This window comes from Geodermatophilus sp. SYSU D00779 (assembly GCF_054050595.1).
On the sequence record NZ_JBJGZQ010000005.1, the window covers coordinates 1 to 24,969 of the forward strand.

The following is a 24,969-nucleotide window of genomic DNA, read 5'->3' on the forward strand; positions in this document are numbered from 1 at the left end:
GTGGCCCTGTCCCTCGTCGATCTCGACAGCCGCAACGGGACGTTCGTCAACGGCAACCGGGTCACCGGGCGCGTGGTCCTCGAGCACGGGGACGTCGTCCGTCTCGGGGCCACCGAGTTCGTGGTGGTCGGCCGGCGCGAGCGCGCCCCCGCGCCCGCACGCCCCGCCCCCCCCCCGCGGCGGGCACGCCGTCGGGGGCGGGGGGGGGGGGGTGCGCGGACCACCGGCGTGCACCGCGACCGGGCGGACGAGCCGGGCCGGTCGTAGCGTCGGTCACATGAGCGAGTCGAGCCCGGACTTCTACGACCTGGAGGAGCTCCTCGAGCCGGAGGAGATCGAGATCCGCGACCGCGTGCGCGCCTTCGGCGAGAAGGAGGTCATCCCGCGGATCAACGAGTACTGGGAGCGCGCCGAGTTCCCCTTCGAGCTGGTGCCCAAGCTCGCCGAGCTCGGCATCGCCGGCGGCACCATCGAGGGCTACGGCTGCCCCGGGATGAGCAACGTCTCCGCCGGGCTGGTGGCCGCGGAGCTCGCCCGGGCCGACGGCAGCATCGGCACCTTCAACGGCGTGCACAGCTTCCTGGCCATGCAGTCGATCGCCATGCTCGGCGACGAGGAGCAGCGGGAGCGCTTCCTCCCACCGATGGCCCGGCTGGAGAAGGTCGGCGCCTTCGGTCTCACCGAGCCCGCGCACGGCTCGGACGCCGTCGGCCTGGAGACCTCCGCCCGCCGCGACGGCGACTCCTACGTGCTCAACGGGCAGAAGAAGTGGATCGGCAACGGCAGCATCGCCGACCACGTGCTCATCTGGGCGCGCGGCGAGGACGGCGCGGTCGGCGGCTACGTCGTCGACAAGGGGACGCCGGGCTACGAGGCCCGCGTGATGACCGGCAAGACGGCGCTGCGCGCGGTCTGGCAGGCCGAGATCACGCTGACCGACGTCCGGGTGCCCGCGGAGAACAGGCTGGCCAACTGCCACAGCTTCAAGGACGTCTCGAAGGTGCTCGACCGCACCCGCTACACCGTCGCCTGGCGGGCGCTCGGGCTGGCCACCGCCTCCTACGAGCTGGCGCTGGCGCACGCGCTGCGCCGGGAGCAGTTCGGCCAGCCGATCGCCGGCTACCAGCTGGTGCAGGACAAGCTGGCCCGGATGCTCGCCGAGATCACCGCGATGCAGCTGATGTGCTGGCGGCTGTCCAAACTGGCCGACACCGGCCGGATGACCGCGGCCATGGCGTCGCTGGCCAAGATGAACCACGCCGCCAAGGCCCGGGCCATCGTGGCCGACGCCCGCGACATCCTCGGCGGCGACGGGATCCTCATCGACCACCACGTGGCCCGCCACCACGCCGACATGGAGGCCGTCTTCACGTTCGAGGGCACCGACTCGGTGCAGGCGCTCATCGTGGGCCGGGAGATCACCGGGCTCTCGGCGATCAGCGGACGGCGGCCCGAGCGCCGCTGACCGGGACGGGCGGGAGCGTGCGGCCGCTCAGCCCACCCGGCTGAGCGGCCGGACCACCGACGTCAGCTCACGGCACTCCAGGCACGCCGTCCGGCCGACGCCGACGCGCCGCCAGTCCTGCGCACCCCACACCTGCACGATCGCCCCGCAGACGGCGAGCTCCACCTCACCGTCCAGCTCGGTCGGCGGCCGGTGGGCCTCGACGGCGTGCCACGGCCTGCTCTGCTCGGTCGGCCGCCCCGGGGACCAGCGGTCCGGCCGGGCGAACCCCACTGCATAGGACTGCACGACCGAGTTGTGCCCTGCCTCACACTGGCAAAACAACACGAACAGGTCACGCCGGACGCGGCAGGGAGTGTGTCCGCCGCGACCGAGGGGAACCCAGCAGGGATCCCCCAGCCCCGAGGAGCGAGCCGTGACCCAGACCGACAGCCAGCGCGACGTGGTGGACCTGCTCAGCGCCGACCACCGCGAGTTCGACCGCATCTTCACCGAGCTCGAAGGCCTGTTCGGGCAGAGCGACCCCGACGTCCTGCGCCGCAAGCGCGAACTGGTCGACGAGGTGACCATCGGCCTCGTCAAGCACTCCGTCGCCGAGGAGACCCGCGTCTACCCGAAGGTCGAACAGCAGGTCGACCGCGAGGAGGCCGAGCACTCCAAGCACGAGCACGCCGAGGCCGAGGAGACCATGAAGCGGCTCGAGCGGATGGACCCCGGCGACCCGCAGTTCGACACCGAGGTGGCCACGCTCATCCGCGAGATCCGGCACCACGTCGAGCACGAGGAGGGCCGGATGTTCACCGAGCTGCGGGCGGCGTTCACCCGCGAGCAGCTGGTGGAGATGGCGCAGGACGTCGAGCGGGTCAAGGCCATGGCGCCCACCCGGCCGCACCCGATGACGCCGAACGAGGGCGCCGTCCGCGCGGTCGCCGGGCCGCTGGCCAGCCTCCTCGACCACCTGCGCGACGCGGTCAGCGGCCGGGGCAAGCGCGAGGGCTGAGCGCACCGGCCGAGGCCACCGGCGGCTCCTCGCGCGCGCTACCGTCGAGGGGTCGCGAGCGCAGAGGAGCACGTCGGTGGAACCTGTCAGCCTGCTGGTCGGTGCGGCGCTGCTCGCGGCCGGTTTCCTCGGCGGCCGGCTGAGCCGCCAGCGGCCCACTCCCCCGCCGGCGCCGCCCGCGCCGCTGTGCGGGTGCGGCCACACGCTCAGCCAGCACGACACCGAGACCAACACCTGCTACGCCGAGCTGCGGCGCGACACCTACGACAAGCGGGGCCGCTGGTCCGGGCACCAGTGGGTGCCGTGCACCTGCCGCCAGTACGTCGGTCCGCGCCCGATCGACGAGGTGTTCATGCCGCGGCTGCTGCCGCCGGCCACCGACTGAGTCAGTCGCCGTCCTCGAGGGCGGCCAGCGCACGCGTCAGCGCGTCGACCCGCTCCGGGCCCCAGGCGCTCGACAGCGCGGCCTCGTGCGCCTGCACCAGGCCCTCCAGGCGGACCAGCCGGGTGCGTCCGCGCGTGGACAGGTGCACCCGGACCCGACGACCGTCGCCGGGGTCGGGCAGCCGGTAGGCCTCGGCGGCGTCGACCAGCCCGTCGACCAGCCGGGTGAGCGTCGGGGCGGGCAGCGACAGCGCGGCACCCAGCTCGGTCATCGACCGGCCCGGCCCGGCGGCGAGGCACCGCAGCACCCGGTAGGCGTCGAGCGTGGCGCCGTCCTCGGCGAGCACCGCGGAGACGCCGCGGGCCACCCGCCGCTGGGTGACCGTCAGCAGCTCCACGAGGGAGGCACCGGGCGGCGCCGTCACCGGGGAGGTGGCCGGCGGCTCGACACCCATGGGCCGCACCATACTCAGACGGTGCCCGAGCCGACGGTCCTGCTCGACGCCTGGGAGGCCGCCCTCCTCCCCCGCCGTCCGGACGTCGTGCGCGTCGGGCTGGCCGTGCCGCTGACCGGCCCCCTCGCCCTCACGGCCCCCTCCGCGCTGGACCTCGCCGGCCTCGCGGCGGACGAGGCCAACACCGCCGGCGGCGTGCGCGGCCGCGCCGTGGAGCTGGTCACCGTCGACTCCGGGCGAGCGCCGCAGGCGGTGGCGGCGGAAGCCGCCACGCTGCACGACGCGGGCGCCTTCGACGTGCTCGTCGGCTTCCACACCAGCGCCGTGCACCGCGCGGTCGAGGCGGCGCTCGCCGGCCGGGTCCGCTACGTCTTCACGCCACCCCACGAGGGCGGACGGCGCCTGCCCGGCGTGGTGCGGATCGGTTCTTCCCCCCGCGCGCAGCACACCGCCGCACTCGGCTGGCTGGTCCGGCACCGCCGGGCCCGGCGGTGGGCGCTCGTCGGCAACGACTACGTCTGGCCCCGGGCCGTGCACCGCGCCGCGGCGGGGGTGCTGGGCGGCCTCGGCGCCGACGTCGTGGGCCAGGCCCTGGTCCCCCTGGGCGTCGACGACCCCGGTGCGCTGCTCGACCTGGTGCGCCGCACCCGCGCCGACGCCGTCCTGCTCAGCCTCGTCGGTCGCGACCTGGTGACCTTCAACCGCGAGTTCGCCCGCGCGGGCCTCGACCGCCGGGTGGTCCGGCTGTCCGGCGCCCTGGAGGAGAACGGCCTCTACGCCGCCGGCGGCGACTCCACCGGCGAGCTGTACGCCTGCATGCCCTCCTTCGCCGCGGCCGACGGCACGGTCGACGCGGCGGACGACGAGGGGCAGCTCGCGCTGCAGGAGCGGCACGCGCGGCGGGCCGGGCCGACCGCGCCGGTGGTCTGCGCCTACGCCCGCGGTGTCTACGACGGGGTCCGCCTGGCCGTCGCGCTCGCCGAGGACGGCGCGGCGCCGCGCCCGGCCCCCGCCGCCCCCCGCCTGGCGCTCGCCGACGGGCTGGCCTTCCGCGCGGTGCGCCCCGGCTGAGGGGGCACTGCTTCCATCTGGAAACAACCCCGCCTACTCTCTCCCCGCCCGGCCCGGAGCCGGAGGAGAGGAGTGGGCGTGAGCGACCCCAGCACCACCGCGACGAACACGACAGGCGGCCCGGCCGGCGCGACCGGCGACCGGAGCGTCGAGGCCTTCGGCTACCGCCAGGAGCTCAAGCGCTCGCTGAGCTTCACCGACCTGCTGGTCTACGGCTTGATCTTCATGGTGCCGATCGCGCCGTTCGGCATCTTCGGCAGCGTCTTCCAGGGCTCGGGCGGCATGGTCGCCCTCGCCTACGCCATCGGCGGGCTCGCCATGGCGTTCACCGCGGCGTCCTACTCGCAGATGTCGCGGGCCTTCCCGATGGCCGGCTCGGTCTACACCTACGCCGGTCGCGGCATCGCCCAGCCGGTCGGCTTCATCGCCGGCTGGATGATCCTGCTCGACTACGTGCTGGTCCCCGCGCTGCTCTACCTCATCGCCGCGATCGCGATGAACTCGATCCTGGCGACCGTCCCGGTGTGGGTGTGGCTGGTCGCCTTCGTCGTCCTCAACACCGTCGTCAACTACTTCGGCATCGAGTTCACCGCCCGCGTCAACAAGGTCATGCTCGTCGCCGAGCTGGTCGTGCTGGCGGTCTTCCTCGTGATCGGGGTCGTCGCACTGGCCTCCGGCGAGGGCCGCGGCTTCGACTTCTCACCCATCTACAACAGCGACACGTTCTCGCTGGAGCTGGTCTTCGGCGCGGTGTCGATCGCGGTGCTGAGCTTCCTCGGCTTCGACGGCATCTCCACGCTGGCCGAGGAGAACCGCGACTCCGCGCGCTCGATCGGCAAGGCGATGATCGCCGCGCTGGCCCTGGCCGGGACGCTGTTCATCGTCCAGACCTGGGTCGCCGCGCTGCTGGTGCCCGACCCCGACACCCTCATCGCGGAGGGCGACGCCGCCGGGACGGCGTTCTACGACGCCGCCGCGGTGGCCGGCGGGGCCTGGCTGTCGACGCTCACCGCGGTCGCCACGGCGGTCGCCTGGGGCTTCGCCAACTCGCTGGTCGCCCAGGCGGCCACCTCCCGCCTGCTGTTCGCCATGGCCCGCGACCGCCAGCTGCCCGGCTTCCTGCGCAAGGTGCACCCGACCCGCCGGGTCCCGGTCAACGCCACGTTCCTCGTGGCCGCCGTCTCCCTGGTGCTCGGCCTCTACATGGAGTCGCGCGAGGACGGCATCACCCTGCTCTCGACGCTGGTCAACTTCGGCGCCCTGTCGGCGTTCCTGCTGCTGCACGTCTCGGTCGTCGTCCACTTCGTGTTCCGGCAGAGGAGCCGGAACTGGTGGCTGCACCTCGCGGTCCCGGTCACCGGGTTCGCGATCCTCGCCTACGTCGTCTACAACGCGCAGGTCGCCGCGCAGGAGCTCGGCTTCGTGTGGCTGGTGGTCGGCCTGGTCCTGATGGGCGTGCTCGTGGCCACCGGCCGCAAGCCGGAGATCCGGGCGGAGCAGGGTCTGTGACCGAGCTCGCGAGGTCACCGATCAGCACAGCACGGCCCGGCACCGGGCAGACGAGCGCCGGCGAGGAGGAGCGATGACGGCCTCACTGGAGGTCGTGACCGTGGCGCCGGCGGCCGACCAGCTGCGCTACACCTTCGGGGGCGGCGAGCCGCTGGTCACGGTCCCCCCGGGCAGCGTCGTCGAGCTGACCACCGAGGACTGCTTCGGCGGGCGGGTGCGCGGGGTCGGCGACCTGCCCAGCCAGGTGTGCGAGTTCCCCTACCTCAACCCGGTCACCGGGCCGATCGCGGTCGAGGGCGCCGAGCCCGGGGACACCCTCGCGGTGCACCTGGTGGAGATCGCCCCCGCCCGCGGCTGGGCGGTGTCCTCGACGTTCCCGCACTTCGGCGCGCTGACCACCACCCACTCGACGGCGATGCTGCACGAGGCGCTGGAGGAGCGGGTCTGGGTCTACGAGGTCGACCGGGAGCGGGGCACGTGCCTGTTCCGGCCGCACCGCGGCGGCCCGGAGGTCGAGCTCCCGCTGGACCCGATGCACGGCACGATCGGGGTCGCCCCCGCGGGCGGCGAGGTCTTCGCCAGCATCACCCCGGGCGCGCACGGCGGGAACATGGACACCCCCGAGGCCCGGGCGGGGACGACGCTGTACTTCGGCGTCAACGCCCCCGGCGGGCTGCTCTCCATCGGCGACGGGCACTGCCGGCAGGGCGAGGGCGAGGTGTGCGGCACCGCCGTCGAGGCGGCGATGCGCACGGTCGTCGTCGTCGACCTGGTCAAGGGCGGGACACCGGGTGGGACACCGCCGGCATGGCCGCGGTTGGAGACCGACGAACACCTCATGTCGACCGGCTCGGTCCGGCCGCTCGAGGACGCCTTCCGAATCAGCCAGCACGACCTGGTCACCTGGGCGGCCGAGCTCACCGGCTGGGACACCCTCGACGCCCTGCAGCTGGTCAGCCAGGCCGGCCTCGCGCCCGCGGGCAACGTCGTGGACACCAACTACACGATGGTGGCGAAGCTGCCCAAGCGGTTCCTGCCCGGTGCCGTCGCGGTCGACGGGGTCCACGACCGCCTGCGGGAGACCGCCGCGGCCTACCTGGCGCAGCGCTGACACACCTGCGGGGAGCCCCGGGCTCCCCGCAGGTGCACCCGGTCGAGGATCCGTTGTCGAGACGACATCGTTCCGATACGCTGTCCGCGGGTCCAGACGCCGGCCCGTCGTCGTCACGCAGCGCGGTCGCCGGTCCCCGTCGCCTCGTGTGCGCCTCCCGAGGTGATCGCTTGTCCCTCCCGCCGCTCCCCTCGCCCGGAGCCCTCCTCGTCGACGTCGACGTCGCCGCCGGTCGCCTGACGGTGACCGGCCGGCTGGACTCCCGGACCGTCCGCGCGCTGCACACAGCGGTGTCCGGACTGCTGCTGACCGAGCAGCGGCGGTGGGTGCTCGACGTCGCCGCGGTCACCGTGACCGACCACACCGGGCTGCGCGCCATCGGCGCGTCCTACCGCCGCCTGCTGCGGCACGACCGGCGGCTGACGCTGTACGGCGCCTCACCGGAGCTGCAGCGGGTGCTGAGCCGGCTGCGTCTCGACCGTCACCTGCTGGAGGACGAGCGCGTCCCCGCCTGAGGGGAACTCAGGCCCTCACCTCGACCGCGGCGAGGACCTCGTCGCCGGCCGCCTCGCGCCGCACGGCCCGGCCGACCGACGCGGTCCGGGCGGGGACGACGGCTCGGCGCCGGCGACCGACCCGGGCGACGGCGTCGGTGCACAGCAGGTCCACGCCCAGCCGGGCCAGCCGGGCGGACTCCTCGGGGTTGTCCACGATGCCCGCGGCGACCGCCAGGCCCGTCGTGTGCAGGTCGGCGACCACGCCCGGGTCGCGGCGGACGTGCTCGACGGACAGGTGCAGCTCGGTGAGCCCGCAGCGCCGCGCCCACCCGGCCATCCGGCGGGGGTCCTGCCACGGTTCGAGGATGACCGCCCCGCCGACGGTGCCGCACCCGGCGAGGGCCCGGGCGCTGACCGTGTCGAAGGAGGACGGAACGACCCGGTCGGCCCCCGGTCGCCGCCGCCTCCGCCCGTGGAGGTGGTCCGCGAGCAGCACGGCGGTCCGGGCGCGCCGGGTGCCGAGGCCGGCCTTGACCTCGGCGACGACGAGCGCGCGGGAGTCGGCGGCGAGGTCGAGGACCTCGTCGAGGGTCGGGACGTGGGCGCCGCCGGGCAACCGGAGGGCGCGCAGCGCGGCGGAGTGGGTCTCCGCGACGACCGGACCGGTGCCGACGCCGGTGCCCAGCACCCGCCCGAGGTCGGGGTCGTGGGCGAGGACGAGGACCCCGTCGGCGGTCGTGCGTACGTCGACCTCCACCCCGTCGGCGCCGGCCTCCAGGGCGGCCACCACCGCGGGGAGGGTGTTCTCGGTGTGCCGGGGGCCGGTGGGAGTGCCGCGATGGCCGATGACGCGCATGGCTCGGACGCTCGCCGTCGCCCGCGACCGGAGGACGACGGCCACCTGCCGTGTCGGTGACCCACCCGTGAAGACCTGGGAGGGACGCCGCTCAGGCCCCTGACTCGACTGCTGCGAGGACCTCGTCGTCGCTCGGGTTGCGCAGCACGCCACCGTGCCGCCACACCACCACGGGCAGGTCGTCCTCGGTGACCCCCAGCTCGGCGAGCACCGCCGCGCCGTCGCCGCCGGCGTCCAGGTCGACGAAGCCGGCCGCCAGCCGGTGGCTGCGCGCCAGCTCCTGCAGCCGCAGGCTGTCCGGTGACCGGCCCCGGCCGACGATGCGCAGGTCGGCGGCGAGCTCGAGCAGCATGGAGCGGCGCAGCAGGAAGGCCCGCAGCACCATCTCCTTGAACGCCGGGTCGGCGGTGAAGACGGCCCGCAGCTGCTCGCGCTCGACGCGCAGCACCTCGGCCGACTGCAGCACCAGCGCGGTCAACGACACCGGCTGGCCGCTGAACAGGTCGAGCTCGCCGAGGAAGCGGTGCGGCCCGTGCACCGAGATGACGCGCTGGTGCGCCCGGCCGAGGTCCTCCACGATGGCGACGGTCCCCGAGACGACGACGTGGAAGGCGTACCCGGCGTCGCCCTCGCGGAAGAGGGTGTCCCCCGGCGCGCAGTGCAGCCGGGTGGCGGAGCGCTCGACCAGCGCGACCTGCTCGTCGGTCAGCCGCGCGTAGGCGCCGTCCCGGTCGGGGGTCTCGGGCAGGTCGGCCGGCACGTCCGCGGGCGCCTCGTCCGCCGCCGGGCGCGGCTGGCCGCGCCGCTGGCCGAGCGCCGGCAGCACCAGCCCGGCCAGTCCGTCGTCGCCGGCCGGCGGCAGCTCCTCCTCCCCCGCGGCGGCGAGCAGCGCGGCGGTCAGGGAGTCGGTGTCGAACGGCCCGGTGTGCCGGCGCCCGTTGACGAAGAACGTCGGGGTGCCGCCGACGCCGCTGGCCTCGGCCGACTCGACGTCCTCCTCGACCCGGCGGGCGAACCGGCTCGACCCCAGGTCGCGGGCGAAGCGCGGCACGTCCAGCCCGGCCGCCGCGGCGTGCTCCAGCAGGTCGGCCGCGGTGAGCCGGTCCTGGCCGGCGAACAGCCGGTCGTGCATCTCCCAGAACCGCCCCTGCGCGCCCGCGGCCTCGGCGGCCTCGGCGGCCAGCCGGGCGTGCGGGTGGACGTCGACCAGCGGCACGTGCCGGAAGACGTAGCGCAGCCGGTCGCCGAAGCGCTCGCGCAGCTCTTCGACCGTCCCGGTGGCGCGGCCGCAGAACGGGCACTCGAAGTCCCCGTACTCGACGAGGGTGAGCGGCGCGTCGACCGGCCCGCGGACGTGGTCGCGGGCGAGGTCCACCGGCGGGTCGAGCAGCACCGGGCGGGTGCCGGCACCGGGGGAACGGCGGCGGTCGGCCACCCGGAACAACGCCCAGCCGAGCAGCGCGGCCAGCACCGAGGCGACCAGGACGCCGACCCGCGCCTGGTCGGCCAGCGCCTCGTCGTCGTCGAAGGCGAGGTCGACGATGAACAGCGAGATGGTGAAGCCGATGCCCGACAGCGCGGCACCGCCGGCCAGCTGCAGCCAGGTCAGCCCCGGGGCCAGCTCGCCCAGACGCAGCCGGACCGCCAGACCGGTGCCGAGCAGGATGCCGACGAGCTTGCCCAGCACCAGCCCGGCGACGACGCCCAGGGTGACCGGCGAGGTGGCCGCGGTGCGCAGCGTCTCGCCGGTCAGCGGGACGCCGGCGTTGGCAAGGGCGAACACCGGGACGATGACGAAACTGGTCCACGGCTGCCAGAGCTGCTGCAGCCGCTCGCTGGCCGACACCGACCGGTCGATCGAGAGCCGGGCGGCGCGGGCGAACTCCGGGTTGGGCGACTGCTGGTAGGCCCGTGCCCGCCGGGCGGCGTCCTCCACCTCCTCCCGGCGCGCCGGGTAGGCCGGCGTGAACAGCGCGATCACCACCCCGGCGAGGGTGGGGTGCACGCCGGAGAGGTACATGGCGACCCAGACCGCGACGCCGAGCACCAGGTAGGCCGGCCCGCGCCAGACGTTCAGGTAGCGCAGGCCGACCATGAGCGCCAGCCCGAGCAGCGCCAGGACGAGCGGGCCGACGGCGAGGTCCTCGGTGTAGAAGAGCGCGATCACGGTCAGCGCACCGACGTCGTCGGCTATGGCCAGGGTCAGCAGGAAGAGCCGCAGCTGCGCGGGGCAGGCCGGGCCGACCAGCGCCAGCACGCCGAGCAGGAACGCGGTGTCGGTGGAGATCACCACGCCCCACGCCGAGGCCGCCTCGCCGCCGCGGGTGAACGCCACGTAGACGAGTGCCGGCACCGCCAGTCCGGTGAGCGCGGCCAGTGCGGGCACGGCGGCCCGGCGCCGGTCGGTGAGCTCCCCCATGACGAGCTCGCGCTTGATCTCCAGCCCGACGACGAAGAAGAAGAACACCATCAGGCCGTCGTTGACCCAGTGCTGCAGGTCCAGGGCGAGCTCGGCACCGGCGAACCGGACGGCGACCTCGGTGTGCCAGAAGGCGTCGTAGCTCCCGCCCCACGGCGAGTTGGCCCACAGCAGCGCGACCACGGTGGCGGCCAGCAGCAGCCCGGCGCCCCCGGCCTCGGTGCGCAGCCGCTGCCGCAGCGGGGCGACCCGGGCGAGCAGGCCCCGACCGCCGGACGTGGACTGCTGGACGGCGCTCGTGCTCACCGCGGCGCCTCCCCCGCCGTCGTGGCCGGCTCCTGCGGGTACAGCTGGGGCCCGGTGACGCCGCAGTGCACGCACTCCTCCAGGGGGATGCGGGCCGGCCCAGGTCGCCCGACGCCCAGCGGACGGCGGACGAGGACGGCGGCCACGAGCGCTCCGGCGACCAGCAGCCCGGCGCAGATCAGCATCGCCGTCCGGAAGCCGGCGCCGAGAGCCTTGGGGTCGGTGTACGCGTCGCCGGTGATCCCTGCCGCGACGGGCACCACGGCGACCGCGAGCAGCCCAGCGGCCCGGGCGACGGCGTTGTTCACGCCCGAGGCGACGCCGGCGTAGCGGTCGGCGGCGGAGTCCAGCACCGTCGCGGTCAGGGGCGCCACGAGCAGGGTCAACCCGGCGCCGAAGAGGACCGCCGCAGGCAGCACGTCGGCGATGTAGGAGGCATCGGGTCCGATGCGCAGCATGAGCAGCACCCCCGCGGCGGCGACGAGCGGACCGGCGATCAGCAGCGGGCGCGGACCGATCCGCTGGGCCATGGCCCCGACGCGGGCCGAGAACACCAGCATGAGCACGGTGACCGGCAGCAGGGCGGTGCCGGCGAGCAGCGGGGAGAAGCCCGAGACGACTTGCAGCTGGAGCACGAGCAGGACGAACAACACCCCCAGGGCCGCGTAGACCAGCAGCGTCACGGCGTTGGCCGCGCTGAACTGGGGGTCCCGGAAGAGCGCCGGCGGCACCAGCGGGTGGGTGGAGCGGCGCTGCGCGAGCGCGAAGGCGACGAGGGCGACCACCCCCGCCGCGCCCCAGGCCAGGTACGCCGCGCCACCCCCGGGCTCCCCCGCCGCGGTCAGCGCGTAGGTGAGGCAGCCCAGGCCCACGGCGACCAGCCCCGTCCCGGTCCAGTCCAGCCGCTGCGCGGCCTCCGGGTCCCGCGACTCGGGCACGTGCCGGGCGGCGACGGCGACGATCACCACGGCCAGCGGCAGGTTGACGAGGAAGACCGCCCGCCAGCTCCACTCCACCAGCCAGCCGCCGAGGAACGGCCCGATCGCTCCCGCGACCCCGCCCAGCCCCGACCACGCACCGACCGCCGCGGCGCGGTCGCTGCCGTGGAAGGACGCCGAGATGATCGCCAGGCTGCCGGGGGTCAGGAGCGCTCCTCCCACACCCTGCAGGGCCCGTGCCGCGATGAGGGTCCGCACGTCGGGTGCCAGGCCGCAGAGCAAGGAGGCGCCCGCGAACCATACGACCCCGACGACGAACACCCGCCGACGGCCGAACCGGTCGCCGAGCGAGCCGCCCATGAGGATCAGCGAGGCCAGGGTGAGGGTGTAGGCGTTGACCGTCCACTGCAGGCCGGAGAAGCCGGCGTCGAGGTCGGTGCCGATCCGCTCGAGTGCCACGTTGACCACGGTCGCGTCGAGGAATGCCAGACCCGAGCCCAGCACCGTGGTGAGCAGCACCCACCGGGCCCGCGGCGTGCCCATGCGCAGGCCGCCGTCCGGGGCCACCGCCGCTCGACCCATGGCACCTCCCACCACCTCTGCCTGCCCCCAGGCGGCCTCCTGCAGGGTGCCACCGCGAGCGCGCGAGTGGTGGGGGCAGGAGGTCCTTGCTCAGGCGTACCGGGCGACGAAGTTGGCCAGCAGCCGGCTCGGCTCGGTGACCACCGCCTGGCTGACCCGGGTGATGAGCTCCTCCATCTCCGCGGGCGGGAAGTAGCCCGCGTGCTGGTAGACCCGCACCCGGGTGACGACGCCGGCGACGTCGAGCTCGGGGTGGAACTGGGTGGCGTAGACGTTGCGGCCGACCCGGAACATCTGCACCGGGCATCCGGCCGAGGTCGCCAGGAGCACTGCCGAGGGCGGCAGCACCCGGCAGGCCTCCTTGTGCCCCACCAGCGCGTCGAAGACGTCCGGCACCCCGGCGAGCAGCGGATCGGCCCGCCCGGCGTCGGTCAGCGTCACCGGCACGCAGGAGACCGGCTCGCCGTGGGTGCGGTCGACCACCCCGCCCTGGTGGACGCCGAGGGTGCCGACGCCGTAGCAGGCGCCGAGGAAGGGGAGGTCGCGGGCGACGACCTCGTCGAGCAGCCCCGACAGCTCCGCCTCGACCCGCTGCTGGACGGCGGACTTGTCCTCGGCCGGGTCGCTGGAGTTGAACGGCCCGCCGCCGAGGAACACCCCGGCGTAGTCGTCGAGGTCCAGCGGCGGCAGCGGCCCCGCCTCCAGCCGGATCCGCCGCAGCTGGTGCTCCTCCAGGCCGGTGGCGCGGAGGAAGGCGGCGTACTCGTCGTCCGCGGCCTCGTCCTCGGGCCGCGAGGCCAGCAGGAGGAAGGGCCGCACGGGCGCCGATGCTAGGCCGCCCAGGGCGCCCGCCGCCGAAGTCCTTCCGCCGGCCGCGCGTCCGTGGTCGACTTCGCTGCACCGTCCCCGGCGGGGGGTGTGACCGGCACCTGGAGGCAGCGATGTCCCTGGAGCAGGACGTGGCGGCGGCCCGCCGGGCCGTCGACGAACTCGAGGCGGCGTGCAGCCCGCTCACCCGGTACTTCGGGGACACGGTGGACGCGCGCCGGCTGAGGATCGACGTCGCCCGGCTGCGCGACGACCTCGCCCTCCTGTGCGGCGCGTCGCGCTCGGCCCCGGACGTCCCGGGCTCGTCGGCCGTCATGTGGGACGACGGCTACGACGACGGGGTCGCCGGATCCGGCCGCAGCCTCCGGTGACGACGACTGCGCCGCGCGGGGCCGGGGCGGCCTCCCCGGGACGCGGCGGAGGACCGGCCCCGCGGCGCGCGGCCATCGCGGCGCGCACCCTGCGCACCGACCGGTGGTGGCTGCAGCCGCTGCTCACCGTGCTGGCGCTGGTGGCCTTCGTCGTCTACTCGACGTTCCGCGCGTTCCAGAACGCGTACTACTTCTCCGAGCCCTACATCTCGCCGTTCTACTCGCCCTGCATCACCACCGGCTGCGAGGGCAACACGTTCCCGGAGCTCTTCACCGGGCCGGCCTGGATCTCGCCGGCGATCTACATCCTCGTCGTGCCGCTGGGCTTCCGGCTGACCTGCTACTACTACCGGAAGGCCTACTACCGGTCGTTCTGGCTGTCCCCGCCGGCCTGCGCGGTGGCCGAGCCGCACCGGCGCTACACCGGCGAGACGCGGCTGCCGCTGCTGGGCCAGAACCTGCACCGGTACTTCTTCTACCTGGGGCTGCTGTTCAACGTCGTCCTCACCTACGACGCCGTCCTCGCCTTCCGCGACGAGACCGGCGCGTGGGGGCACATGGGCCTGGGCACCCTGGTGCTCCTCGCCAACGCGGCCCTGCTGTGGCTGTACTCGCTGTCCTGCCACTCCTGCCGGCACGCCGTGGGCGGCCGGATCAACTCCTTCTCCCGGCACCCGCTGCGCTACCGCGCCTGGACGCTGGTCTCCCGGCTGAACGCCCGGCACATGCAGTACGCCTGGATCTCGTTGTTCGGTGTCGCGTTCGCCGACCTGTACGTGTTCCTGTTGGCCACCGGCACGATCTCCGACCCGAGGTTCTTCTGATGGAGCTGGAACGGCACGCCTACGACGTCGTGGTCGTCGGAGCCGGCGGCGCCGGTCTGCGGGCCGCGATCGCCGCGCACGAGGCGGGGGCGCGCACGGCCGTCGTCTGCAAGTCCCTGCTCGGCAAGGCGCACACCGTCATGGCCGAGGGCGGGATCGCCGCGGCGATGGCCAACGCCTATCCGGAGGACAGCTGGCGGGTGCACTTCCGGGACACCATGCGCGGCGGGAAGATGCTCAACCACTGGCGGATGGCCCAGCTGCACGCGCAGGAGGCGCCCGACCGGGTGCGCGAGCTCGAGGACTGGGGCGCGCTGTTCGACCGCACCCCCGACGGGCTGATCAGCCAGCGCGACTTCGGCGGCCACCGCTACGCCCGCCTCGCGCACGTCGGTGACCGCACCGGCCTGGAGCTGATCCGCACCCTGCAGCAGCGCACCGTGGCACTCGGCGTGGACGTCTACATGGAGTGCACGGTCACCCGGCTGCTCACCGACGCCGACGGCGTCACGGGCGCGTTCGGCTACTGGCGCGAGTCGGGGCGCTTCCTCGCCTGGGAGGCCCCGTCGGTCGTGCTGGCCACCGGCGGGATCGGCAAGGCCTACAAGGTCACCTCGAACTCGTGGGAGTACACCGGCGACGGGCACTCCCTGGCACTGGCGGCCGGCGCGGGACTGGTCAACATGGAGTTCGTCCAGTTCCACCCCACCGGCATGGTGTGGCCGCCGTCGGTGCGCGGGATCCTGGTGACCGAGAGCGTGCGGGGCGACGGCGGCGTCCTGCGGAACTCCGCCGGCAACCGGTTCATGTTCGACTACATCCCCGACTTCTTCCGCAAGGAGACGGCGGAGACCGAGGACGAGGCCGACCGCTGGTACGACGACAAGAAGAACAACCGGCGCCCGCCCGAGCTGCTGCCCCGCGACGAGGTCGCCCGGGCCATCAACAGCGAGGTCAAGGCCGGCCGGGGCTCGCCGCACGGCGGGGTGTTCCTCGACATCGCGTCGCGCCGGCCGGCCGAGTACGTCCGCCGGCGGCTGCCCTCGATGTACCACCAGTTCAAGGAGCTGGCGGACGTCGACATCACGGCCGAGCCGATGGAGGTCGGGCCCACCTGCCACTACGTGATGGGCGGTGTCGAGGTCGACCCGGACACCGCCGCGGCGTCCGTGCCGGGGCTGTTCGCGGCGGGCGAGGTCGCCGGCGGCATGCACGGCTCCAACCGGTTGGGCGGCAACTCTCTGTCGGACCTGCTCGTCTTCGGCCGGCGCGCCGGTGTCGCCGCCGCCGAGCACGCGGCCAAGCGGGCCGGCGTGGTGGCGCTGCGCGAGGAGGCGCTGGTCGAGGCCGCGCGGGCGGCCCTGGCGCCGTTCGAGCGGGAAGGCGGGGAGAACCCCTACGCCGTGCAGTCCGAGCTGCAGCAGACGATGCACGACCTGGTCGGCATCATCCGCACCGCCCCGGAGATGGAGCGGGCGCTCGAGCGGATCGCCGTCCTGCGCGAGCGGGTGGCGGCGCTGTCGGTGGAGGGGCACCGGCAGTACAACCCCGGCTGGCACCTGGCGCTGGACCTGCCGCACCTGCTGGCGGTCAGCGAGTGCATCGCCCGCGCGGCGCTGGCCCGCGAGGAGAGCCGCGGCGGGCACACCCGCGACGACTTCCCCGCAACCGACCCGGAGTGGGGACGCACCAACCTGGTCTGCACCCGGACGCCGGACGGTGCCTTGACCGTGACCCGGCAACCGCTGCCGGAGATGCCACCGGAGCTGGCCGAGGTCTTCGAGGAGGGCACGTGACCGAGCTCGCGAGGTCACGCAGGGACGCAGCACCGCCGGGCACGAGCACGACGAGCGCCAGCGAGGAGGGCACGTGACCGAGGTGGGGGAACCGAGCACCCGCGCGGTCGACGAGGGCCCAGCCAGGACCCACGGCGGCTACGACGCCACGTTCCGCGTCTGGCGCGGCGACGCCTCGGGCGGGGAGCTGCAGACCTTCACCGTCCCGGTGAACGAGGGCGAGGTCGTCCTCGACGTCATCCACCGCCTGCAGGCCACCCAGGCCGGCGACCTCGCCGTCCGGTGGAACTGCAAGGCCGGCAAGTGCGGGTCCTGCAGCGCGGAGGTCAACGGGCGGCCGCGGCTGATGTGCCTGACCCGGATGAGCACCTTCGCCGAGGACGAGACGGTGACGGTGACCCCGCTGCGGACCTTCCCGGTCATCCGCGACCTGGTCACCGACGTCTCCTACAACTACGAGAAGGCCGCGCAGATCCCGGCGTTCACCCCCCGGCCGCGGGACCCCGACGGCCACCACCGGATGCAGCAGGTCGACGTCGACCGGCCGCAGGAGTTCCGCAAGTGCATCGAGTGCTGGCTCTGCCAGGACACCTGCCACGTCATCCGGGACCACGAGGAGAACAAGGCCGCCTTCGCCGGGCCTCGGTTCCTCATCCGGCTGGCCGAGCTCGACATGCACCCGCTCGACGTCGTCGACCGGCGGGACGCCGCCCAGGAGGAGTTCGGCCTCGGCTACTGCAACATCACCAAGTGCTGCAGCGAGGTCTGCCCCGAGGGCATCCACCTCACCGACAACGGGATCATCCCGCTCAAGGAGCGGGTCGTGGACCGCAGGTACGACCCGCTCACCTGGCTGGGGTCGAAGATCCGGCGGCGCCGGCCGGAGTGATCGCGGGCAGCGCTGGCCCGGGGCCGGGCACGCGTTGCCCGTGGTGACGGCTGCTTGATGCTCCGGTGACGCCAGCGCCCGACGCTTTGTGTCGAGCCCGTGCCCGCGGGCACGCGGGATGGCCGACGTCCACACGGGCGCCGGCCCCTACCGGGCCCCTCCCGAGGGGAGGTGTGCCCGGCCCGGTCGGCCTGTCGCCGGCCTCCCGGCTCTGGCCCGCGCCCGCCCGGACGGCCACGGCCGCGCGGCCCACCGCGCGCACACCCTCGAAGGAGGACGACATGACCGTCGAGCCGGAGGCGCCCCTCACGACCGACGCCCTGCAGACGGCCGGCGGGGTCGTCGGTAGGGGCGTCGACCGCGTCCACTGGATCGCCGCCCTCGTGCCGCGGACGAAACGACGGCACGGCGGATCCACTACGGGGACGGCGTCACCTCCGCGTTCCCCTGCACGACCGTGACCGCCCACGTCCGCCGCCACGGTGACCTACGGGGGAGGCGAGCCACGGTCACCGTCGAGGCGCCCGGGGAGCCGCCCAGGACCCGCCGCTTCCAGCAGGAGTCCCGGCGCTCCCGCACCGTCGCCTCCACGTGGACGCCGTCACGGGGGAGTCGGCGACGACGAGCATCGACGCGGAGGTGCCGAGGCCAGGGCGTCGACCCCGTCACCGCCAAGCCTCTGTGGGACGGCGTCCGGTGGGCGTCCCGGCCAACGCCGCACGGTGCGAGGGCTCCATGGGGACCTCCTGGCCCTGGCTGGGGTCTCCCCGGTGCTCGTGCCGGCGTCGCTGCTCGTGGTCACCGGCCGCGGCGTCCTCCGCGTCGCCCGGTAGCTCTGTACGCAACCCACCCACCCGAGAGGAGCAGTACTCCCATGACCGCTCCAGAGCCCGAGATCGACTGCGACGACTCCCCGAAGCTCACCGCCGAGGAGTGGGAGGCCATCGCCGACCTGTCCGCGGAGCAGGAGGACGACACCTGATGGCCCGGATGCCCGGGGCCCTCTGGAAGCCCCTCCCCCGCCCCTCCACCTCCCGCATGGCCCGCTACGACCTCGTGGTCATCCACACCATGGTCGGCTCGCTCGCCGGTACCGACGCCTACTTCCGACGGCTGACCAACGGGGTCAACTCCCACTTCGGCACCGGCGGCGGTGGCGAGATCTACCAGTGGGTCGACACCACCGTCCGCTCCGGCGCGAACGCCGCCGGCAACCACCGCTCCGTCACCATCGAGAACGCCGACATGGGGCCGGGCTTCGCGCCCTGGAACACCAACGACGGCGCGGCCGTGCCGGCCTTCACCCACCACCAGGTCGAGGCCATCGCCCGGATCTGCGCGTGGGCTCACCGTGAGCACGGCGTCCCGTTGGTGGCCGCCCCGAACAGCCTGCCCGGCTCCCGCGGCATCGCTTTCCACCGCCAGGGCATCGACCCGTGGCGCGTCCCCGGGGGCGAGGTCTGGTCCTCGGCCCGGGGCAAGGTCTGTCCGGGCAACCGCCGGGTGGCCCAGATCCCGCAGATCATCGCCCGCGCCCGGCAGGTCGCCGGGCTCGACGACAACCCCGAGGAGGACTGGATGTCCACACCCATCAGCGAGGAGAACCTCGACCGCATCCGCCGGGCGGTGCACCACGCCCCGATCGCGCCCAACGGCCAGATCGAGAACGGCCATCCCTGGGCGGCTACCCGCGAGGCCGGTGTCGACGCCAAGACCGGGGAGATCCTCGTCCTGCTCCGCGACGTCTCCCGCCGGATCGCCGCGCTGGAGGCCAGGCTCGGCGCGCAGGTCTGACCCTCGGGGGACTCCCAGCGCCCCTCGCACCTCCTGAGCACGGGTGGCTTCCCCGGCCGACCTCCGCGGTCGAACCGACCGGGACGGTGGGTCAGGCGGCTGTTGGGTGGTGCCGACCGCACGACCCGGCACGCCTGCAGGCCTTCGGCTCCGGGACCCCGCCGACAGCCCGACGGGGGTCCCGGAGACCGGGGACACCACACGACTCCCCCGGACGGACGCCGCCGCGGTCAGCCGTCCCGTTGCTCGGCCGCACGCCTCTCGGCACCGGTCTCCTCGGCATAGCCGACGTCCTGTCCGGCCACCCGCCCGACGAACGTGTCGGACTCACCTGTCCCGGTGGTGGCCTCCGCATCCGGGGCGCCGTCCGGCCCGCCGCCGGTTGCCCGGCTCAGCGCCTGCGCGTCGTCGCGATCGACGTCGTCCTCACCGGGTCGGGGATCGGGGTCCATGGCCGCCTCGGTCGTCGCGGGTCCTGGAGCTGGCGTGGCGCTCGAGGTCGGGGGTGACCGGCCTCACGTCACGTCGTCCCCGGTCCGGACACCGCGCAAACGCGACCGGGTCCGGCGGCCGACCCGGTCCTCGGCGTCGACGAGCGCCCACGCGGCCGCCACGGTGGCCACGAGCCCCAGGACCACCCGGAGGTGGTGCCAGCGCGCCCACCGGCGGAGGAGCTCGGTCGTCTCGCGGTCGGTCAGCGTGGCCGAGGTGAACCGGTGGTTGGCCGGCTCGTTCACCGTGACGGTCACGGCGATGACGCCCGCGGCGGCTCCCGCTGCCGCCACGGCAGCTGGGCCGCCCCGCCCTCCGCCGGCCACCCGCGTCACGGCCGACGCGGTGCAGGCGATGCCGGTGGCGGCCCCCAGGGGCACCAGGAGCGCACGGAGGCGCCCGGAGTGGGCCGTGAACCAGGCGCGGAACTCCCCCGGGGGCGCGCCGCGCCAGAAGGGGACCAGCACCACGTCGATCAGGACCATCCCGCCGGTCAGCACACCGGTGAGCACCGCGGACACGATCGCGAGCGGGCGCGAGAGCACGGGACCGACTGTGCTGGACGCCGGGCCACGGGACCAGATGCGTGCGCACGGGAGGCCTCCCGGCGCGTCCGTCCGCGCCTCCCTCGACACACGGGGCGCAGGCGTCACAGGCGAGCTGGGTGCTTGGCGGGATCTGCCAGAGCGGCCTCACCACATGGTGGGATGTGCTGCACAACCTCGGGCCGGATCCCGCCGATGGTGGCGGCATGGCACGCCGCCTCTCCCTCGCGAGGACCCAGACCCAGCGCCGGGTCGCCCCCGCTGCCGCGCCTGCCCCCTGGTGGCGGAACGCGGTCGTCTACCAGGTCTACCTGCGCTCGTTCGCCGACAGCGACGGCGACGGCATCGGCGACCTGCGCGGGCTGCGGCAGCGGCTGCCCTACCTGTCCTGGCTCGGCGTGGACGCCGTCTGGATCAACCCGCACTACCCCTCGGGCGGCGCGGACGGCGGCTACGACGTCGTCGACTACCGGGCGGTGGACCCCGACTACGGCGACGTGTCCGATCTCGAGGCCCTGGTGGACGACGCCCGCCGGCTCGGCCTGAAGGTCGTCCTCGACGTCGTCCCCAACCACACCTCCGACCAGCACCCGTGGTTCCAGGCGGCGCTGGCCGACCCGGACTCACCCGAGGCCGCGCGCTACCACTTCGCGCCGCCGTCGGAGGAGCCGCCGAACAACTGGCAGTCGCTGTTCGGCGGGCCGGCCTGGTCGCGCACCCCGGACGGGCGCTGGTACCTGCACCTGTTCGCCCCCGAGCAGCCCGACCTCAACTGGCGCGACCCGGCCGTGGCCGAGGACTTCGAGCGCACGCTGCGCTTCTGGCTGGACCGCGGCGTGAGCGGCTTCCGCGTCGACGTCGCCTACGGCCTGTACAAGGACGCCGGCCTGCGGGACAACCCGGGCGCCTACTCCCCCACGCTGTTCGGCCACGGCCCCGAGCAGGCGATGACCTGGAACCAGCCCGAGGTGCACGACGTGTGGCGCCGCTGGCGGTCCATCTGCGACGAGTACCCCGACACCATGCTGGTCGGCGAGGTCTGCCTGGCCGACCTGGAGCAGGTCGCGCTGTACTCACGGCCCGACGAGCTGCACCAGTCGCTGTCGTTCCGGCTGCTCAAGTCGCCGTGGGCCGTCGCGCCGTTCGCCGGGGCGATCGCCGGCGCCCTGGACGCCTACGGGCAGGTCGGCGCGCCGGTGTCGTGGGTGCTGGGCAACCACGACAAGGAGCGGCAGGTCACCCGCTTCGGCGGCGGCGAGGTCGGTACCGCCCGGGCCCGTGCCGCGGCGCTGCTGACGCTGGCGCTGCCCGGCTCGGCCTACCTCTACGCCGGTGACGAACTGGGCCTGCCGCAGGCGCACGTGCCCGACGAGGCCAAGCAGGACCCGATCTTCCACCGCAGCGGCGGCGCCCGCGCCGGCCGCGACGGCTGCCGCGTGCCCATGCCGTGGAACCCGACCGAGGGCGTCGGCTTCTCCCCCGAGGGCGCGGCCGAGCCGTGGCTGCCGATCCCCGCCGGCTGGGGCCGCTACGCCGTCTCGGTGCAGACCGGCCAGGGCGGCTCGACGCTGACCCTGCACCGGCGCGCACTGGCGCTGCGCAAGGCCCACCCGGCGTTCGCGTCGGGTTCGGCGACGCTGACCACCCGCGGCGACGTGCTGACCGTCCGGTCGGTCGGCCACGGCGAGGCGGTGCGCTGCGTGGTCAACATGGGCAGCGAGACGGTGCTCGCCGGCTGCCCCGGCCAGGTGCTGCTCGCCTCCACCGCGGCGGTCCGGCGCTCCGGCGGCACGGTCGCGCTCCCGCCGAACAGCGCCGTCTGGGTGCTCGAGGACTGAAGAAGGACCCCCTGCCCCCACCGCTCGCAGGCTCGCGGCGGGACCCTGCAGGGGGCCGATCCAGCACGTCACCAGGCTCGCGGCGGGACCCTGCAGGGGCCGTTCCACCACGGCACCGGGCTCGGGCGGTGCCGGGAGGGGACCGTCAGTCCTCCGGGTGAGCGGTCCGCGCGACGTAGCCGAGACCCGCCGGGCGCTCGCCGGCGAGGTGCAGCGCCTCCACCGCACCGACGTCGTCCAGCCCGTACCGTCCGGTCAGCTCGAAGAGCTCGACCTGCTCCTCGATCCACCGCTGGTGGCCGTTCCAGGCGGTCAGCGCGGTGGTCCCGAGCACGGCACCGATCCGCTCCCACGAGGCGCCGGCGCGCAGGGCGGCGTGGATGCCCCGGTGCTGCGCGTCGTAGGCCCGCCGGGCGACACCGAGGCCCAGGCCCAGCAGCTCCAGGGACTCCTCGAGGTCCAGCGGTTCGACCTGCCCGCGCAGGTGGTCGGTCCAGGAGTACGAGGGCCCGACGGCGGGGCGCTCCACCGCCGCCGCGCTGTCCCGCCGGCTCAGGAAGTCCAGCCGGGTCACCGCCGTGACGATCGGGATCTCGGCCCCGAGGAGTCCATGCCAGCCCGTCATGGCGACCGAGGATCGACGACCCGGACGCCGGGACCCCTCGCCTCCTCGCGTGTCGCCGGGGGCGGTGCGGACACGCGCCCCGGCATCACGCTCGCCACAGGGACGGTCACCGAGCAGAGGGGACGGCGAGGCCCAGCGCTCCGGGAACACGGGCGCGTTCGGCGATCCGGCCACCGGCGGACGTGACGGGGCGTTGACGGGGGTCTGGAACCGTGCCTGCCTGGGTCATCCACCCACCCGGGAGGGACCATGGGCGAGCTCCTGCTCTGCGGTGCGACCGGCGACCTGGGCGGCCGGATCGCCGCCCGGCTGACCGAGCGCGGCATCCCGTTCCGTGCGCTGGTCCGGCCGCGCAGCGACACCGCCGCCCTGCGGTCGTCCGGCGTCGAGCTCAGCGTCGGCGACCTCACCGACCCGGCCGCTCTCGACCGGGTGCTGGCCGGGGTGCGGACGGTCGTCACCACCGCCAACGGCATCGGACGCAGCCTGGCGGGGGCCAGGGACGTCTCCATCGACCGGGTCGACCGCGAGGGCAACGCGGCACTGGTGCGGGCGGCCGAGGCGGCCGGCGTCGAGCGGTTCGTGTTCGTCTCCGCGCAGGGCATGACCGACGCGATGGTGGACCTGGTGCCGTTCTTCGCCGCGAAGCGGGCCACCGAACGGTTGCTGCAGGCCTCATCCCTGCGGTCGGTGCTCGTGCGGCCGGCCGCGTTCCAGGAGACCTGGCTCACCCCGCAGTCCGGCATCCGGCCGGACAAGCGGCTGGCCGTCATCCACGGCCGCGGCCGCACGCCGCTGCCGTACGTCGCCGAGGACGACGTCGCCGAGGCCTGCGTGCGCCTGGCCACGACGGCCGACCCGCCCGAGGCGCTGGACCTCGGTGGACCGGAGGCGCTGACCCGGCACGAGGTCGTCGACGCCTTCGAGCGCGCGCTCGGCGTGCGCATGCGCCGGGTCGTCGTCCCCCGCCGGGTGCTCGCGTTCGGCGTCCGGGCACTGCGCCGGCGCCGGCCGGAGCTCGCCTCGGTGCTGGGCATCGCGCTGTCCATGGACGTGGGCGAGGAGGGCGGCGCCGAGGGGATGCGGGCCCTCGGCATCGAGCCACGGCCCGCATCGGCCCACATCGCCGCCCTGGCGCAGGCGGTCGCCCCCGCCTGACCTCGGTCAGCCCTCCGTGCCGGTCGCCGCGGGGAGCCCGTCGGCGAACCTGCGCTGGGCGTCCTCCAGCGCCTCGATCGCCTTCGCCCGGCGCTCCCACCCGCGGGTCTCGGCCGACTTGTCGGGTGCGAGGGCCTCGTAGATCTCGAAGAAGTGCCAGATCTCGGCGATCTGGTGCATCGGCACGTCCTCCAGCTCCTGCAGGTGCAGGTGCCGCGGGTCGGTCGCGGGGACGCACAGCAGCTTGGCGTCCGGGCCCCGCTTGTCGTGCACCCAGAACACGGCGATGACCCGGGCGCGGACCAGGCAGCCGGGGAAGGTGGGCTCGTTGAGGAGCAGGAGGGCGTCGATGGGGTCGCCGTCCTCGGCCAGCGTGTCGGGGACGAACCCGTAGTCGCCCGGGTAGCCGGTCGCCGTGAAGAGCATCCGGTCGAGCCGGATCCGGCCGAGCTGCTGGTCGTACTCGTACTTGTTCCGGGATCCCTTGGGGATCTCGACGATCACGTCGACTTCCACGGACGCCCTCCCTCGGTGGGGCCCCAGCGCCTGGAGTGGCCGAGCAGCGACGGTCTCCGTCCCCGGCTGGGTCCGTCATGGCCAGGCGACCCTGGCCCGGCGCCGGTCGCGCGTCAACCCGGGTACCGCGCGCCGGACACGGGCGGCTCAGTCGCCGGTCCCCGCGTCGGCCGGGGTGCGCAGCCGGACGGCGTCCAGGGCGACCAGGACCCCCAGTTCGTCGGCGACCATGACGATGTCGGTGATCCGCCCGTCGGCGAGGGTGAGGACGTCGACCACGCGCAGCCAGAACTCCCGCCCGGTGGCCGGCACCGGACCGGCGGACGTCGTCCAGGTGCCGACCTGACGGCCGCCCATCCGGAACGCGACGGCGACCCGGTCCCCCTCCTCGACGACCGACAGCACCTCGCGCCGCACCGGGTCGAAGGTGTGCTGCACCGCCCTGGCCCGGGCCACCAGGTCGACCACGCCGATCGGCACGCCGTTGACCGTCACGGGGTCGGCGTACAGCTCGCGGAACGCGCCGGCCGCGGCGACGTCGTCCCCCGGCAGGGGGTCCGACCACAGCCGCAGCAGCCGCTCGACGTCGAAGGCCACCCGTCCAGGCTGGTGGGCACGGGCCGCGCGGGCCAGGGGCCGACGTCCCGCCGACGGGCCGGTGCGGTGTACAAGGAGGGAGGCACCGACGCCGACGAGGGAG

Annotated in this window: 26 protein-coding genes; 15 read left to right on the forward strand and 11 right to left on the reverse strand. The window is 74.5% G+C overall.

Annotation, left to right across the window (positions count from 1 at the left end):
• Window positions 1-267: FHA domain-containing protein (locus ACI79G_RS04765; protein ID WP_456879999.1), on the forward strand; the 267-nt coding region annotated here is incomplete at its 5' end.
• Window positions 268-277: 10 nt separating this feature from the next.
• Complete coding sequence (locus ACI79G_RS04770; RefSeq protein ID WP_456880000.1) at window positions 278-1,465, forward strand: acyl-CoA dehydrogenase family protein; 1,188 nt, start codon at window positions 278-280, stop codon at window positions 1,463-1,465.
• Between the two features lie 27 nt (window positions 1,466-1,492).
• On the opposite strand, the gene ACI79G_RS04775 is transcribed toward ACI79G_RS04770, so the two are convergent.
• A complete protein-coding gene (locus ACI79G_RS04775; protein ID WP_456880001.1) occupies window positions 1,493-1,753 on the reverse strand; it encodes a hypothetical protein in 261 nt (86 codons plus the stop codon).
• Window positions 1,754-1,880: 127 nt separating this feature from the next.
• Between ACI79G_RS04775 and ACI79G_RS04780 the strand changes: the two genes are divergently transcribed.
• Complete coding sequence (locus ACI79G_RS04780) at window positions 1,881-2,465, forward strand: hemerythrin domain-containing protein (protein ID WP_456880002.1); 585 nt, start codon at window positions 1,881-1,883, stop codon at window positions 2,463-2,465.
• A 76-nt stretch (window positions 2,466-2,541) separates the two neighbouring features.
• The gene (locus ACI79G_RS04785) at window positions 2,542-2,850 is read left to right on the forward strand and encodes a hypothetical protein (RefSeq protein ID WP_456880003.1); all 309 of its coding nucleotides are present in this window, start codon (window positions 2,542-2,544) and stop codon (window positions 2,848-2,850) included.
• Between the two features lies 1 nt (window position 2,851).
• Here the strand turns inward: ACI79G_RS04785 and ACI79G_RS04790 are convergent, their stop codons facing one another.
• Complete coding sequence (locus ACI79G_RS04790; RefSeq protein WP_456880004.1) at window positions 2,852-3,304, reverse strand: MarR family winged helix-turn-helix transcriptional regulator; 453 nt, start codon at window positions 3,302-3,304, stop codon at window positions 2,852-2,854.
• Window positions 3,305-3,325: 21 nt separating this feature from the next.
• On the opposite strand from ACI79G_RS04790, the gene ACI79G_RS04795 reads away from it, so the two are divergent.
• From ACI79G_RS04795 to ACI79G_RS04810, 4 genes are all read left to right on the forward strand, one after another.
• Window positions 3,326-4,375 carry an ABC transporter substrate-binding protein gene (locus tag ACI79G_RS04795; protein ID WP_456880005.1) on the forward strand — a complete coding sequence of 350 codons (1,050 nt, stop codon included), beginning with the start codon at window positions 3,326-3,328 and terminating at the stop codon, window positions 4,373-4,375.
• Window positions 4,376-4,453: 78 nt separating this feature from the next.
• Window positions 4,454-5,884 (forward strand): APC family permease, encoded by a 1,431-nt coding sequence (locus tag ACI79G_RS04800; protein ID WP_456880006.1) that lies wholly within the window; start codon window positions 4,454-4,456, stop codon window positions 5,882-5,884.
• A 73-nt stretch (window positions 5,885-5,957) separates the two neighbouring features.
• Window positions 5,958-6,995 (forward strand): acetamidase/formamidase family protein, encoded by a 1,038-nt coding sequence (locus ACI79G_RS04805; protein WP_456880007.1) that lies wholly within the window; start codon window positions 5,958-5,960, stop codon window positions 6,993-6,995.
• A gap of 170 nt (window positions 6,996-7,165) precedes the next feature.
• Complete coding sequence (locus ACI79G_RS04810; protein ID WP_456880008.1) at window positions 7,166-7,510, forward strand: STAS domain-containing protein; 345 nt, start codon at window positions 7,166-7,168, stop codon at window positions 7,508-7,510.
• Window positions 7,511-7,517: 7 nt separating this feature from the next.
• Here ACI79G_RS04810 and ACI79G_RS04815 read toward each other — a convergent pair whose 3' ends face one another.
• The 4 genes from ACI79G_RS04815 to ACI79G_RS04830 all read right to left on the reverse strand — a co-directional run bounded on the left by ACI79G_RS04815 (window position 7,518) and on the right by ACI79G_RS04830 (window position 13,412).
• On the reverse strand, window positions 7,518-8,348 hold the full coding sequence (locus ACI79G_RS04815) for a glycerophosphodiester phosphodiesterase (RefSeq protein ID WP_456880009.1): 831 nt from the start codon (window positions 8,346-8,348) through the stop codon (window positions 7,518-7,520).
• A gap of 91 nt (window positions 8,349-8,439) precedes the next feature.
• Window positions 8,440-11,073 carry a Na+/H+ antiporter NhaA gene (gene nhaA / locus ACI79G_RS04820; protein ID WP_456880010.1) on the reverse strand — a complete coding sequence of 878 codons (2,634 nt, stop codon included), beginning with the start codon at window positions 11,071-11,073 and terminating at the stop codon, window positions 8,440-8,442.
• On the reverse strand, window positions 11,070-12,593 hold the full coding sequence (locus ACI79G_RS04825; protein WP_456880011.1) for an MFS transporter: 1,524 nt from the start codon (window positions 12,591-12,593) through the stop codon (window positions 11,070-11,072). The genes nhaA and ACI79G_RS04825 overlap by 4 nt, the downstream gene beginning before the upstream one ends.
• Window positions 12,594-12,683: 90 nt before the next feature.
• A complete protein-coding gene (locus tag ACI79G_RS04830) occupies window positions 12,684-13,412 on the reverse strand; it encodes a glutamine amidotransferase (RefSeq protein ID WP_456880012.1) in 729 nt (242 codons plus the stop codon).
• Between the two features lie 122 nt (window positions 13,413-13,534).
• On the opposite strand from ACI79G_RS04830, the gene ACI79G_RS04835 reads away from it, so the two are divergent.
• The 5 genes from ACI79G_RS04835 to ACI79G_RS04855 all read left to right on the forward strand — a co-directional run bounded on the left by ACI79G_RS04835 (window position 13,535) and on the right by ACI79G_RS04855 (window position 19,095).
• The gene (locus ACI79G_RS04835) at window positions 13,535-13,792 is read left to right on the forward strand and encodes a hypothetical protein (RefSeq protein ID WP_091220708.1); all 258 of its coding nucleotides are present in this window, start codon (window positions 13,535-13,537) and stop codon (window positions 13,790-13,792) included.
• Window positions 13,789-14,616 (forward strand): hypothetical protein, encoded by an 828-nt coding sequence (locus ACI79G_RS04840; protein WP_456880013.1) that lies wholly within the window; start codon window positions 13,789-13,791, stop codon window positions 14,614-14,616. The genes ACI79G_RS04835 and ACI79G_RS04840 overlap by 4 nt, the downstream gene beginning before the upstream one ends.
• A complete protein-coding gene (locus ACI79G_RS04845) occupies window positions 14,616-16,412 on the forward strand; it encodes a fumarate reductase/succinate dehydrogenase flavoprotein subunit (protein WP_456880014.1) in 1,797 nt (598 codons plus the stop codon). Before ACI79G_RS04840 ends, ACI79G_RS04845 begins: the two co-directional genes overlap by 1 nt.
• A gap of 73 nt (window positions 16,413-16,485) precedes the next feature.
• Window positions 16,486-17,301 (forward strand): succinate dehydrogenase/fumarate reductase iron-sulfur subunit, encoded by an 816-nt coding sequence (locus tag ACI79G_RS04850; RefSeq protein WP_456880015.1) that lies wholly within the window; start codon window positions 16,486-16,488, stop codon window positions 17,299-17,301.
• Window positions 17,302-18,282: 981 nt separating this feature from the next.
• Window positions 18,283-19,095, forward strand: coding sequence for a peptidoglycan recognition protein family protein (locus ACI79G_RS04855; RefSeq protein WP_456880016.1), 813 nt, complete (start codon window positions 18,283-18,285; stop codon window positions 19,093-19,095).
• 230 nt (window positions 19,096-19,325) lie between these two features.
• Here the strand turns inward: ACI79G_RS04855 and ACI79G_RS04860 are convergent, their stop codons facing one another.
• Both ACI79G_RS04860 and ACI79G_RS04865 read right to left on the reverse strand, forming a co-directional pair.
• Entirely contained in the window at window positions 19,326-19,547 is a 222-nt protein-coding gene (locus ACI79G_RS04860) for a hypothetical protein (protein WP_456880017.1), read from the reverse strand.
• A gap of 63 nt (window positions 19,548-19,610) precedes the next feature.
• On the reverse strand, window positions 19,611-20,132 hold the full coding sequence (locus ACI79G_RS04865; RefSeq protein ID WP_456880018.1) for an anthrone oxygenase family protein: 522 nt from the start codon (window positions 20,130-20,132) through the stop codon (window positions 19,611-19,613).
• A 206-nt stretch (window positions 20,133-20,338) separates the two neighbouring features.
• Between ACI79G_RS04865 and ACI79G_RS04870 the strand changes: the two genes are divergently transcribed.
• Entirely contained in the window at window positions 20,339-21,970 is a 1,632-nt protein-coding gene (locus ACI79G_RS04870) for a glycoside hydrolase family 13 protein (protein ID WP_456880019.1), read from the forward strand.
• Window positions 21,971-22,115: 145 nt separating this feature from the next.
• On the opposite strand, the gene ACI79G_RS04875 is transcribed toward ACI79G_RS04870, so the two are convergent.
• Complete coding sequence (locus ACI79G_RS04875; RefSeq protein ID WP_456880020.1) at window positions 22,116-22,595, reverse strand: hypothetical protein; 480 nt, start codon at window positions 22,593-22,595, stop codon at window positions 22,116-22,118.
• 249 nt (window positions 22,596-22,844) lie between these two features.
• On the opposite strand from ACI79G_RS04875, the gene ACI79G_RS04880 reads away from it, so the two are divergent.
• On the forward strand, window positions 22,845-23,753 hold the full coding sequence (locus tag ACI79G_RS04880; protein ID WP_456880021.1) for an SDR family oxidoreductase: 909 nt from the start codon (window positions 22,845-22,847) through the stop codon (window positions 23,751-23,753).
• A 6-nt stretch (window positions 23,754-23,759) separates the two neighbouring features.
• Here ACI79G_RS04880 and ACI79G_RS04885 read toward each other — a convergent pair whose 3' ends face one another.
• A complete protein-coding gene (locus ACI79G_RS04885; RefSeq protein WP_091220694.1) occupies window positions 23,760-24,269 on the reverse strand; it encodes an inorganic diphosphatase in 510 nt (169 codons plus the stop codon).
• Between the two features lie 147 nt (window positions 24,270-24,416).
• Entirely contained in the window at window positions 24,417-24,866 is a 450-nt protein-coding gene (locus ACI79G_RS04890) for an ester cyclase (RefSeq protein WP_456880022.1), read from the reverse strand.
• Window positions 24,867-24,969 lie beyond the last annotated feature (103 nt).